Here is a 12,086-nt window from a genome sequence, read left to right on the forward strand (position 1 = left end):
ACGCATGTCAACCCAAACAAGCCAGCCAAGCGACCTTGAGCGTGGCATGAAGATGCTGGAGTATCTTGAGGGTGGTCCTTGGCCTAGTTATGTGGCTGAGCTTAGGAAGACGAAGTACCCGATTGAGGCCTACGCCGAGGGCCTAGCCAAGAAGTACACGCCTTGGTTAAGTGGATCCTTCAGGGTTAGATACGTATTCAGCGGAATACTAGCCAGAAGAAGCAGAGATGGAAAGTTCGTTGAAATACACTTTAGAACCTATGTACCTGCTGGTAGATTCTACTCAACGAGTTATCTAAGGAAAGTCGTTGAGGTGGCTAAAAGGTACGGAATCGGCTTACTAGAACTTGGCGGTAACACTGGCGCATTAGTCCTTAACATGATTGCAGAAAAGGCGGATGAGGCTGTTGATGCAATAAGGACGATAATGGGTAGCGACGTTGGTGGCTCTGGCGACACGTTCAGGGAGTTCTACGCATGCCCTGGCCCTGCCCTATGTGAATTCGCATTATACGATACATTACATGCCATGGATTACATTAGATCACATCCAGCAATTTATAGGTATCTCAATACACAGATGTTCCCGTACAAAATAAAGTTCAAGTTTAGTGGTTGTCCAATGGACTGCGCCACAGCAAACTCAAGGGCCGACTTCGCATTAATCGGCACTTGGGTTGGTGCACCAGAGGTTGATCAGGGGCTATTCAGGAAAATGGTCGAGGAAGGTAAGATAAACCCGAAGGAAATCGTTGATTCATGCCCATCAAAGGCCATTATCTGGGATGAGGAGAAGAAGGAGCTAAGGATAGATGGGTCTAAGTGCCTTAAGGCCATGAATTGCATTAGGAGGGCGTTCCCGGCGATTAAGCCAGGTAAAAACAGGAAAATAGCATTACTCATTGGAGCGCACGCCCAGGGCCACTTTGGACCTAAGTTAGCCAAGGCTGTGGCACTCCTAGACTCAATAGAGGAGGTCATACCATTCGCTGAGGAATTAGTCAATAAGTACATGGAGCTAGCGCCACGTAGGCATAGGATTGGCGATATGATAATTAGGAGGGGTTTCAAGGTAATTAGTGAGGTGGCTGATAAGACATTGCCTAATAAGCCAAGGGGTACGCCGTCTACGCACTTAAGGATTTCTATTGGTGCTGTTTTGACTGATGATGAGAGGAGGTTGTATGAGGATTGGTCGAGGCAGTTGGTGAGTGAGTACTTTGGAGGTGGTTCTAGCACGGGGTGATGGGCATGAGTCTGACCGTAACCCCCGAACCTAGGGATAGGATGAATAAGAGGTTGCCAATGCCCTTCTCCACCCAATTACCTGAGATAATTAGGAATAACTATGGTAAGTGGGTTGATAGGAGGTTTCATGGTAATGGGATTATCGAGCACATATCAGAGACCGGCGATAGGGTATTCACCATAAAGGTAGGTTTACCACCAAACAGTAGGGTGAGCGTCGATACGCTTGAGAAGTTCATAGAGATCGCCGATAAGTACGGCTTAGGCGTTGTTAGGGCTACTAGGGGTATGAACCTTGAGTTCATAACCGACAGCCTCGACAAAGCACTAAAGATCAAGGAGGAAGTCGAAAAACTAGGCTTCCCAGTAGGAGGATGGGGCGCCTCGCTATGGCACATAACATCATGCACGGCCTACCTAACCTGTACAACGGCTGTCGTTGATGCACCATCAATAACTCAAGTCCTCTACAACCATCTGAAGCCCTTCTTCACTGGCGAGGAGAAATTACCAGCTAAGCTTATGATCTTCGTAGCAGGTTGTCCAAACATATGCGGAGGCACGTTGGCTGGGGACATAGTTATTGTTGGTCATTATGGTCAAGCGCCTAGGCCTGACCCGGAGAAGATAAAGTTCTGCCTACCGGCCAGTGCCGAGGCCCTTAAGAGGGCAGTGCCCGACGTGGCGGCAGTCTGCCCCGTTGGCGCGATTAAGGTGTTCGGTAAGCCAGATGGTTCAGTTGGTATTGAGGTTGATGAGAGGAAGTGCATAGCATGTAGCAGGTGTAAGAATGTGTGTGACTACTTTGATTGGGATCCCGCAAAGATTGGTGTGGCGGTGTTCGTGGGTGGTAAGACTAGTAATACGGGCACGGGACCGAGGCTACCCTATAAGGTTATTCCATGGCTACCGGTCAATCCGCCGGAGTATAGGGAGATCGTGGCAGCCGTGAGAAAAATAATCGATGTATGGAGGAGGGAGGCCAAGCCTGGTGAGAGGCTTGGTGATTTCATTGATAGGATTGGTATTGATGAGTTTATGAATAGGCTTGGTGTTCCTAGGACTAGGCATAATAGGTGTGAGGAGATTTCCTGGAATTTTGGCGTTAGGCAGTTCATAACGTATATGTGAGTTAACGCCATCTTTTTCCTAAAAATAATTAAATTTCTTTTATCTATATCTTATTTACTCATTGGGCGGCTAAATTGATAAGCATTGTCTTGATGCCGTCAGGAATTGAATATATCAAGTACTTAAGGGAAGTGGCTCAGCATTATGACGTTTTTATAGTTGAATCTCCAAATACTGAAAGTGTCAGGCAATACCTAAGTGGTGAAATTAACATCGATCAGTTGCTTTATGACATTGAGTATTTTAATATTGATTATACCAGGGAGTTCTATAAGGCATTAAGGGAATTTAATGAATATGGCATTGATGTGATCCCCGTCGATCCGTATAGCGTGATTAGCGTGGGTATAAGGATTAAGGCCATGCTCCACAACCTTGATTATAAATCCTTGAGCAGTGATGGGAGGTACGTGGCATTTATGGAATTAAAAATAGCCGAGGCGCATAGGGCCTATAACTCAGCATTACTTAGGGGAGACTTTGAAGATGCGGTCAGATGGTTAATAAAGTATGCACGACTTGATGCGGAGAGAATAAAGTTTAGGTCTGAGTTAAGGGCTAGGGAAATAGTGAAGATACTACGTAATTTAGGCAAGCCCCATGACGTGTTAATACACGCTGATCACTACAATGAGGTCCTCGTAAACTACCTAGGCAAGAAATTGATGTGCATGCCCAGCGTAATAAGGCTTGATGACGTAGCGTGCAAAAGACTGGGGGTAAGGCCCCTGATTCACCCAGGGATTAAGTTAACTAACAATTACGTGTATGGAATGCCCATGAATAAGGGTGAGGAGTACCTACTTGCGTCTCGGGCAATGATATATGCATTATTAAAGGCGAGAATTTTTGGGAGGGTTAATAGGAGAATGCTTGGTGACAAGGCCATATTAATAGATAATTCATTAAAGAGATTAGCATACAGGTTAAGCATTGACGATGCCAAGGATATTTTCAGAAAGCTAATGATGCCAGGGAGTATATTTAAAGTCAGAGTATAAAAAGAACTTATGCAGCGTAGTTACACATATCACGTGAAACAACCTTTTTACAACATAACACGTTAATGGGCTTGGTGATAACATGCCAGTAACCTGTCCAGGGGAATATGAAGTTAATGGGAAGAAGGTAATACTTGATGAGGATTGTTTTTTGCAGAATCCTGAGGTTTGGGATGAGAGGATTGCTGAGTGGATGGCTAGGAATCTTGAGGGTGTTCAGCAGATGACTGAGAGGCATTGGAGGGTTGTTAGGTATCTTAGGCAGTACTGGGAGACCTATGGAGTATGCCCACCAATAAAAATGCTCCTAAAAGAAACAGGAGAAACACTAGAGGGAATCTACGAACTATTCCCAGACGGACCAGCCCACGGAGCATGCAAAGTAGCAGGAGCACCAAAACCAACAGGATGCGTATAACAAAATGTAAAAATCCCGACTCACTTAAAAACCTCTTCATAATCCACCTGCTTCATTAAATAACTTTTTAACCAATGAGAGAACCTTCTCAGCATCATTAAGTGCTCTCTCAGCATCTATCCTCGTGTACAATTCCTCAGGAGGTATCCCGCTCTCTTCATCACCATACATCGAGAACTCCCTTTCCTTCCTAAGACTTCTCGATATCGACGCTAATTCATCAATGTGTTCCTGAAACCACTCCGGGAATTTACTACGTTCCCTCCTAAGCACTGGACCAACATCATGCCACCTTGGTGGTTCCACACTAACAATTCTCAATGCCGCCTTAAGCAACAACTCAACGGCTTCCTGGCACTGCCTAACCACGTATGGGTAATTACCACTGTTTAGCGCCTCCTTTGCATGCTTTATCCTTTCCATAGCCTGGTTAATGTAGGACTTAGCCATCTCGAGATTATTCAATCTCAATCACCTCGCCAAACCTATAGTCTCTCTTCAAAACCCAATACCAAGCCCTATCACTAACCCAAACCCTCGTCGCGCCCAACTCCCTTAGCCTGTTAATTATTCTTGTAAGCACCCCCTCAAAAAATCCATCCTTATCATAGACAATCACGGCATCCTCAGTCATGTCCAGATAAAGCGGTGAGAACCTTTTAGCCTCCTCCCTAGTTTTTATTAATGGGGACAGGGTAATAGCATAGCCTCTATCTAATAATTCATCAAGTAATGACTGAACCTCATCCTCAGCCCTCTCAAACATTTTAATCCTATCAGACATGGGTTTCGGCAATTCCTCGAAAATTACCAACATGTCAATATCGCTATCCCTACGTTGAACGCCCCTCGCGACACTACCGTAAATAACAAGTGAAACCAGGTTATCACCGTATAGCCTAATCAATGAGTTTAATAGGTTCTGAATGACCGTTCTATAGGGCTCCTTAATGAAATCAAGGCCCTTCCTAAACATTGAACTAAACCTCTATAACTCATTCATTGAGATAATTTTAACTTAACGCCCTAAAACTAACGGAGGTTATAAAGACTTATAGACATCCCTGCCCTTATCAGTAATGTGAATTATCGTTGAATAACCAATTATCTCAAGTCTAATTAGGCCCAGGTCCTCAAGCCTATACAGCACGTCCATGGCATCATTAATGCTGAGACCAGCCACCCTAAGGCGCTCAGAAACCTCCTCAAGTTTAACATTATCCTGACCCTTCTTGTTACAGGCATCACCAATAATCCTTAAGACAATTCTCTCCTTATCACCTAATTCTGTAGACATCATTTTATTTAATACATAACTTATTAATAAGGATTTTTATATTTAGATCAATTTAACTTAATACACATATTTAATAATGAATAATATTAAATTAATGCGATAATTCAATATAAGAATCAATTCATTATGTCTTCGGCATAACCCTTATAAGCTTCATGGAGGTACTCCCATGATTGCCTATGCCATTGAGTAAGGATACTAAGTACATAAAGTCAATAAATGGTAAGGTTTCCGTAATAGGTATGGGAACGTGGGGTATGGGTGGTGGTTTCTGGTCACCTGACTACTCAAATGACGAGGGTTGGGTCAAGGCACTAAGAAGAGGCATTGAGTTGGGAATGACTCTAATCGATACGGCAGAGATGTATGGTGGTGGACATGCAGAGGAACTAGTCGGTAAGGCGATAAAGGGCTTCCCAAGGGAGGAACTGTTCATAGTTACTAAGGTTTGGCCGAACCATGCCCGCTATGATGATGTCATTAGATCTGCTAGGGCTAGTAGGGAGAGGTTGGGTACGTACATAGACCTATACCTGCTCCATTGGCCTGCCACTGATGTGCCGATTTGCGAGACTATGAAGGCCTTTGAGAAGTTGATAGATGATGGAGTGGTTAGGTTTGTCGGTTTGAGCAATTTCGATGTTGAGGGCATTGAGAGGGCTAGGCAATGCTTCAGTAAGTATGACATTGTCGCCGTGGAGAATAGGTATAGTCTCCTCCATAGGGTTGATGAGGCGTCGGTAATACCATACGTGCAGAGGAATGGAATGCTTTACCTGGCATATACGCCACTTGAGAAGGGCGAGTTCGCCCGTAATGAATTCCTCGGAAGTATTGGTAGGAAGTATGGTAAGACGGCAATACAGGTCGTGCTTAATTGGTACGTAGGCATTGACAACCTGGTGCCAATACCGAAGGCAGGTAAGGTTGAGCATGTTGAGGAGAACGCGGGCGCCATGGGCTGGAGACTGAGTAAGGAGGATTGGGACGCAATAAGTACTCACTTCCGTAGGGTTTAATGATGACAAGGACATTAACAATAACCAAGTACGCGGAGGTAATATCACTGGCATTATTAATCGTGAGCTTAATATTACTAGTAGTTCCATTAATTCAAGGCGCCATCATTACGTACACGTGCATAAACGGTGAGTTAAAAAGCAACACAACATGCATATTTCCTCAGGTAGTTAAAATTAATAATTACGTAATTGGTAACGCACTGGTCTCAATAAACAATGGACAACCCGAGAGACTGAGTAATGGGTCAATAATGGCAAGGGAAATCACGTTAATGCCGGCAGTAAACTATGTTAGAATAATTAATGAGTCGCAGGTCACGTTTAATATTTATAATCCAATGAGTAAATGGGTTAACATCACACTACCAGGCTCATGTACCCTCACGATAAACGCCACAGTACTTGGCAGTGGTTATGTATCAATTACCGTACTAAGCGATAGGAGAGTCATCGACTATACACCATACACATACTCACTATTCATAACGACCCAAGCTGACAATAACTTAGATATACTGATTAAACCAGCTGTTCCATTATCATGCCCCTGCATAAATACGATAGTCAATATACTAGTGAATGGTACATGCATTCAACGCAATAACGCCATTGTAACGTCGATTGCGTACGTTGAGAGTAATAATACGGTTAATAATGCCCATGGCGTGTATGCATTAATACTTATATTGGCTTCATTAATTATGCTTGCGACCTCATTAATCCTTAGTACTAGGCGGTGAGCATGGAGCATAAAGCATTTATAATTTGCTAAATAAACCAAGGTTAATGCCTGGGATTAACGAGATAGTTCAGGAGGAGGCCAAGAGGATTGTGAATAAGTACCTTGAGCAGGTAAATGAGAGAATAAACAAGGCTAGGGAGGAATTATTGAAGAAGATTGAGGAGATAAGAAACATTAAGTAATTAGATGGCGGGACCGTAAAGCTTAGCCACGAAGTCCCTCGGTATACCTTCAAGAAACGCGTTTAATAGTGTAATAATTAGTTCGCTTTCAACGAACTTGAAATGTACGGCAGCCAAGGCGGCGCCTGGTGAGAATTCCGTAAATAGCGATATCATGGAGTTCTCAAGGTCCTTGGCAAACCTATAACTAAATGAGCCGAGGTATTGAACCAGTAATCTCAGGTCTGAGGAGCCGGCAACTTTAATTAACTGATCCACTGATGGGAATACGGAAGCCACCTCCTCGAGTATTCTCGTTGGCGATTCACCGTATATCTTCACGGCCGTACCGAACACGGCGCCTGAACGTATTGCCAATTCACTGATTAATTCCTGCGATATGCCCCATAATTTACCTCTTAATACCACATTGAGATTGTAGAACTCAACGAGTTCCTTAATGAATTTATTAACTGAGTAATCAATCCTCGCCAATCGCATTAAGTACTCAATGAATGCCTTGTCTATGAACGTGTCAAGAAGCATCACACTATACTGAGTATATTGCTTATTAATCCTTAGGAAACTATCAAGTGCAGGGCCTGCTGGGTGTCGAATCTCTATTAACTTATTGCGCAGGTCCTCTACATCCCTAACACTCATGATCGCAGCCAGCACATGCCTTCTACCAAGTTCCTCCTCCACAGTAACATTAATCAAACCCTCCATGGACCCACCACCCTCCAACCCCCTCATTAATGACTTCGCAATTACCTTAACATTCTCAAGCTCAAACCTCATTAAGTATGACTTCAAGACTGTCGATGCCGGAGACGGCACTGATGATGCCAACGAACTTATCGACTTGATTACGTGAGACCTAACCTCGTTAGTCACTTGGGCCTCATCAACTATCTTACCCAACCTCTCAAGGATATCCCCATACTCAGTACCCTTCAGCACGTTCACCGCATCCTCAAGGGTCTGGGCCAGTATCAATGCGTTCAATCTATCCTTACTCAAGTACCTAGCCCTTAACCCCCTAACCCTAGGTCCAAGCGCGGTTAATTTAATAACGTAATTGCTCGACATTTCACTTACTCACCGATCAATGCCTTAATAACCTCATCAACGGTTTTATCAATTGCGTCATTAACTCTCTTCTTAAACTCCTCAACCTCCTTATGCAGTTGTTCCGAATACTTACTCACCTCATTCTCAATTTCCCTAGACCTACTCTCCCTATACTCATTAATAATCCTCTTTATGTACTCCTCAACCTCACTTTGAACCTTAACCTTAACCTCGTTTATTAACTTAGCAATCTCAGCATCATTACTATCCCTTAACTTATACACCTCATCAACCTTACTATCAACCTTCCTGAGAATTTCATAAATCCGTTCTAAAGACACGATAATGACTCTGCGATAAGGCCCTTAAAAATATTATTGCATCATAATTGATTATGGCGCATTGGTATAAACCGTGGTTTATTATCAATGATAAATAATGGTAAAGACCTAAAAATATCTTTTTAAAACCCGTGATTAATGGATACGAAGGATGTCGTAAGGGCTTTCAGACTCATAAGCATTGCACTATACGTAGTGATAATAATAATAACCGTGGTCTTAGGCACCGTGGCGCTATATCTAGCTGTTAAAGATATTATGTCGTTAATGCCCTTTTCCTCAATATCTGACGTAAAAATACTAGGTGCTTTATCTGCGGTATTCCTCGTCGTAATAGCGCTTGAATTTGTTGACATGTTCCTAGAATACATAAAGACGGGTACCGTAGTCGTAGACCTGGTACTTGCTGTTGTCCTCACGGCGATCTCCAGGGAATTACTGCTCTATATCGCATCACCGGGCGCGTCCTTTGACTATGGCGTATTGTTAGTGGCCAGCATACTGGTGCTTGCACTGGCGTATTGGTTAGTCAGTAGGGCTAAGATGGTGTCACATATTAGTTAACTCAAGTCTCCTCGGCATTTCAGGCAGTAAATTCCTAATGCTATAAAGGGTTTCGTACTCATTTATACCAAGTCTTTTCATTATGTTGGTTATGGCATCCTCAAGCACGTCCTTATTAATGCCGTGTATCATGAAGTAGCAGTTATAGGGCCATGAACCAAGGGTCACCTCCCTAAGCACCACATGCGTGGTTTCCTCAATTAACGCAGCTCTTTCACAGATTTCCGGCGTTGCCTTGAATACCACCATCGCATTCTCCCTAAATCCCACCTTATCTGAGTCCAGTGTTGCGTAAAAGTCCCTAATCACCCCAACCCTCATTAAATTATTAATTAATTTCCTCAGCCCATCAATATCCGTGTTTGCGAGACTTGCTATTTCATTAAAAGGCTCCCTCTCAATGCTTATTGCCCTCAACTTCCTGAAAAACTCCATTGGAAGCCCCGTGGATTCTATGGGTGGTACATTGAGCGGTAATATCATTGACTTCGTTCGAGATACCCCACTGATTAAGTCAAACTTAACGTCAATCTTATAGGTCCTCAGCGCCGTTAATACCACAAGGTCATTAATACCAAACCTGGACAGGGTATTGGAGACCTTCATTATTAGCTCCTCCTTGCTCCTGGCCTTGGTAACAAACCACACATTATACCTAGGGTGTTCCCTAACGAAGTTATGCGAGACCTGAGGATCGGAATTTATAGCCTTGGCAACCTCATCGATTAACTCATTCGGTACTTTAACGCCAATTAAAGCCGATACCAAGCCCCTTGATCTATAATTCACCAGCGCCCCAATCCTCTTAATCACGCCATTGCTTATCAGGCTTCTCGTCTCACTTAATACCCAATTCTCATCCTCGCCAAGTCTCTTGGCCACATCAAGAAATGGCCTTTTAGTTATTGGGAAGTTGTACTGAAGCTCCATTAGTAATGACCTTCTTTTGTCAGTAAGTTCCACAGGTCATGCCCTTGATTACTACTTAAAAAGTGATTTGCGTTTGCGCTCCGGTGAATAACTGTTATATAAGGGTTAATTAAAACGCGCATTGTATGGAGGAGTACGATCTACGAATTATAAAAGCACTGGTTGATTTAGTAAGTAAGAGCAGGGGTAAGAGGGTAACCATTAAGGCAAGGTCATTACTAAAGTTTGCAGGTCTTAATGATAAGCACTCAGACATTCTAAAGACGGCTAAGGTCCTCGGTAAATTGGCGAATGATGGTTATGTTAGGGTTGAGAGCACAAAGCCCGTTAAGACTAGGTCCAGGGTTCTTAGGTACATAATTACTGAGAGTATGGAACTATGGAAATTGGCTAAGGAGAATCCAAATGACGCCGTTAACATCTTACTGAAGAGGTTAAGGGATTTAAGTAATTACGGTGAGGCTCAGGCTTAGGCCTGAATGGCAGGTAATACGGCCGTGAGGAAGGAGGTAGAAATCGTTAAGGGGCATAGGCTTGACTATCAATTATACAGGTATTTCCTACAGTACTTCTCTGAAAGTGAATTGGAAAGTATCTTTGAAAGCATTAGGAGACCACCAGGTAGGTACTACATTAGGGTTAACACCTTGAGGATAAGCCCTGAGGAATTAATGAGGTTACTACGTGAAAGGTCTATAGACGTATATCCTGATGAGTATTTACCTGAGGCGCTTTGGTTCCCCGTTAAAGGACCTAATAAGATACCGTCAGCACGTAAGTACGTACTCGCCGATAAGAGAGCCGCTGAGAGTGTTTACGTAGGCGCTAACCTATACGTACCCGGTGTAGTGAGGATGGATGAGGAGATTAGGAGGGGTGACGAGGTCAACGTCATAGCCCCCAATGGTGAGGTTGTGGCGTTTGGGATAGCCGAGGTAAGTAATGACAATATCAAGACCACTAGGCACGGAATTGCAGTTAAGACACTAGTCAGTGTCTATGAGATGCCTAAGGTTAGGGAGATGAGGGAGTACGAATTGGGTCTCTTCTATGACCAAAGCCTACCGGCCCAGTGGGTTGGCCATGTAGTTGACCCTAAGCCCAATGAGGTTATTATCGACATGAACGCGGCGCCTGGCGGTAAGACGAGCCACGTAATACAGTTAAGTGGCGGTAAGGCTATTGTCCATGCGTTTGATAGGAGTGAGGGTAAGGTTAGGGAGATGATTGAGATACTGAATAGGCTTGGAATGAATGGTCTTTATAGGGTTGAGGTCAGGGATACGAGGTACCTGGACATCGATAGGCCTGACCTCATCGGTTCTGCGGATAAAGTCCTCATAGACCCACCCTGCACGGACATGGGTGTTAGACCCAGGCTATTTGATGTGAAGACCATGGACTTAGTCATGGCGATGTCGAATTATCAGAGGCAGTTCATTAAGGTTGCGTGGAGGTTATTAAGGCCTGGTGGTATCCTCATTTACTCAACATGCACAATACCACCACTTGAGAATGAGAATAATATTGCCTATGCCGAGGGCCTAGGCTTCGAGGTAATTGATATAAGCATCCCCAGGGCATCAGGTGGATTGATTGATAAGTATAAGAATTCTGTCGTTAGATTTTACCCGCATGTACATGACACGCCAGGCTTCTTCATAGCTAAGCTCAGGAAGCCTTCTCAAAGGCATCAATAAACATTGGCTTTAGTAGATTCACTAGGTCCTTAACGTTAATCCTCATCAGCGTGTTCCTAGACCCGCCGCCACATAATACATAATCATTCTCCAGTATTGACGGGTCCATAACAACCTTAAGCGATAGAACCCTCTCACTGAGTGGCGTCACCGCACCAACATCAACACCTAAAACCTGCTTAACCTCCCTTGCCTTAGCCATTGTTACTGACTTACCCAACGCCTTAGACAACCTATCAAAATTAATGATCTTATCACCCCTAACAATTGCCACCAGGTACTCATCACCAGCCCTGAGCAATAACGTCTTAACAATCTTACTCGTGGGCTCACCACTTTCCCTAGATGCCGCCTCCACGGTCTCAACTCCATGGTCAAACTCTAGAACGTTAACGGCCAAACCCATGATGACCTCCCTACGTACCTTAACCACAATACTTAATCAATGGGTTGCCCT

General features: G+C 43.8%; 17 protein-coding genes. 10 read left to right on the plus strand and 7 right to left on the minus strand.

Annotated elements, in window-relative coordinates; all coding sequences use genetic code 11:
• The first annotated feature begins 4 nt into the window (after positions 1-4).
• The 4 genes from VDIS_RS10340 to VDIS_RS10355 all read left to right on the plus strand — a co-directional run bounded on the left by VDIS_RS10340 (position 5) and on the right by VDIS_RS10355 (position 3,798).
• Positions 5-1,246, plus strand: coding sequence for a sulfite reductase subunit alpha (locus VDIS_RS10340; RefSeq protein WP_013337192.1), 1,242 nt, complete (start codon positions 5-7; stop codon positions 1,244-1,246).
• Positions 1,246-2,379: a dissimilatory-type sulfite reductase subunit beta gene (dsrB, locus tag VDIS_RS10345; RefSeq protein ID WP_013337193.1), complete on the plus strand. Its 1,134-nt coding sequence runs from the start codon at positions 1,246-1,248 to the stop codon at positions 2,377-2,379. The genes VDIS_RS10340 and dsrB overlap by 1 nt, the downstream gene beginning before the upstream one ends.
• Positions 2,380-2,453: 74 nt before the next feature.
• Positions 2,454-3,380, plus strand: coding sequence for a hypothetical protein (locus tag VDIS_RS10350; protein WP_148678325.1), 927 nt, complete (start codon positions 2,454-2,456; stop codon positions 3,378-3,380).
• 82 nt (positions 3,381-3,462) lie between these two features.
• On the plus strand, positions 3,463-3,798 hold the full coding sequence (locus tag VDIS_RS10355; protein ID WP_013337195.1) for a TusE/DsrC/DsvC family sulfur relay protein: 336 nt from the start codon (positions 3,463-3,465) through the stop codon (positions 3,796-3,798).
• A gap of 36 nt (positions 3,799-3,834) precedes the next feature.
• Here the strand turns inward: VDIS_RS10355 and VDIS_RS10360 are convergent, their stop codons facing one another.
• The 3 genes from VDIS_RS10360 to VDIS_RS10370 form a co-directional block, all read right to left on the minus strand.
• Positions 3,835-4,263 carry a HEPN domain-containing protein gene (locus VDIS_RS10360; protein WP_148678326.1) on the minus strand — a complete coding sequence of 143 codons (429 nt, stop codon included), beginning with the start codon at positions 4,261-4,263 and terminating at the stop codon, positions 3,835-3,837.
• Positions 4,256-4,774, minus strand: a complete 519-nt coding sequence (locus tag VDIS_RS10365) for a nucleotidyltransferase family protein (protein ID WP_013337197.1) — start codon at positions 4,772-4,774, stop codon at positions 4,256-4,258. The genes VDIS_RS10360 and VDIS_RS10365 overlap by 8 nt, the downstream gene beginning before the upstream one ends.
• 66 nt (positions 4,775-4,840) lie before the next feature.
• Positions 4,841-5,095 carry a helix-turn-helix domain-containing protein gene (locus VDIS_RS10370; RefSeq protein ID WP_013337198.1) on the minus strand — a complete coding sequence of 85 codons (255 nt, stop codon included), beginning with the start codon at positions 5,093-5,095 and terminating at the stop codon, positions 4,841-4,843.
• Positions 5,096-5,274: 179 nt separating this feature from the next.
• Between VDIS_RS10370 and VDIS_RS10375 the strand changes: the two genes are divergently transcribed.
• Genes VDIS_RS10375 through VDIS_RS12890 form a run of 3 tightly spaced genes read left to right on the plus strand, consistent with a single transcriptional unit; the run spans position 5,275 to position 7,041 of the window.
• A complete protein-coding gene (locus VDIS_RS10375; RefSeq protein WP_013337199.1) occupies positions 5,275-6,114 on the plus strand; it encodes an aldo/keto reductase in 840 nt (279 codons plus the stop codon).
• Positions 6,114-6,857, plus strand: a complete 744-nt coding sequence (locus VDIS_RS10380; protein ID WP_013337200.1) for a hypothetical protein — start codon at positions 6,114-6,116, stop codon at positions 6,855-6,857. Before VDIS_RS10375 ends, VDIS_RS10380 begins: the two co-directional genes overlap by 1 nt.
• Before the next feature lie 46 nt (positions 6,858-6,903).
• Positions 6,904-7,041, plus strand: coding sequence for a hypothetical protein (locus VDIS_RS12890; RefSeq protein ID WP_013337201.1), 138 nt, complete (start codon positions 6,904-6,906; stop codon positions 7,039-7,041).
• Here the strand turns inward: VDIS_RS12890 and VDIS_RS10385 are convergent, their stop codons facing one another.
• On the minus strand, positions 7,042-8,112 hold the full coding sequence (locus VDIS_RS10385) for a V-type ATPase subunit (RefSeq protein ID WP_013337202.1): 1,071 nt from the start codon (positions 8,110-8,112) through the stop codon (positions 7,042-7,044).
• 5 nt (positions 8,113-8,117) lie between these two features.
• Positions 8,118-8,435: a hypothetical protein gene (locus VDIS_RS10390; RefSeq protein ID WP_013337203.1), complete on the minus strand. Its 318-nt coding sequence runs from the start codon at positions 8,433-8,435 to the stop codon at positions 8,118-8,120.
• Between the two features lie 138 nt (positions 8,436-8,573).
• Between VDIS_RS10390 and VDIS_RS10395 the strand changes: the two genes are divergently transcribed.
• Positions 8,574-8,999: a phosphate-starvation-inducible PsiE family protein gene (locus VDIS_RS10395; protein ID WP_013337204.1), complete on the plus strand. Its 426-nt coding sequence runs from the start codon at positions 8,574-8,576 to the stop codon at positions 8,997-8,999.
• Here the strand turns inward: VDIS_RS10395 and VDIS_RS10400 are convergent.
• A complete protein-coding gene (locus tag VDIS_RS10400) occupies positions 8,985-9,962 on the minus strand; it encodes an Lrp/AsnC family transcriptional regulator (RefSeq protein WP_013337205.1) in 978 nt (325 codons plus the stop codon). The genes VDIS_RS10395 and VDIS_RS10400 overlap by 15 nt on opposite strands.
• Before the next feature lie 92 nt (positions 9,963-10,054).
• On the opposite strand from VDIS_RS10400, the gene VDIS_RS10405 reads away from it, so the two are divergent.
• Positions 10,055-10,402 carry a hypothetical protein gene (locus VDIS_RS10405; RefSeq protein ID WP_013337206.1) on the plus strand — a complete coding sequence of 116 codons (348 nt, stop codon included), beginning with the start codon at positions 10,055-10,057 and terminating at the stop codon, positions 10,400-10,402.
• A gap of 24 nt (positions 10,403-10,426) precedes the next feature.
• Complete coding sequence (locus VDIS_RS10410; RefSeq protein WP_245522512.1) at positions 10,427-11,629, plus strand: PUA domain-containing protein; 1,203 nt, start codon at positions 10,427-10,429, stop codon at positions 11,627-11,629.
• Here the strand turns inward: VDIS_RS10410 and VDIS_RS10415 are convergent.
• Entirely contained in the window at positions 11,601-12,062 is a 462-nt protein-coding gene (locus tag VDIS_RS10415; RefSeq protein ID WP_013337208.1) for an aminoacyl-tRNA deacylase, read from the minus strand. The two genes, VDIS_RS10410 and VDIS_RS10415, sit on opposite strands and share 29 nt — an antisense overlap.
• Positions 12,063-12,086 lie beyond the last annotated feature (24 nt).

Source organism: Vulcanisaeta distributa DSM 14429 (genome assembly GCF_000148385.1).
Lineage (GTDB): Archaea > Thermoproteota > Thermoprotei > Thermoproteales > Thermocladiaceae > Vulcanisaeta > Vulcanisaeta distributa.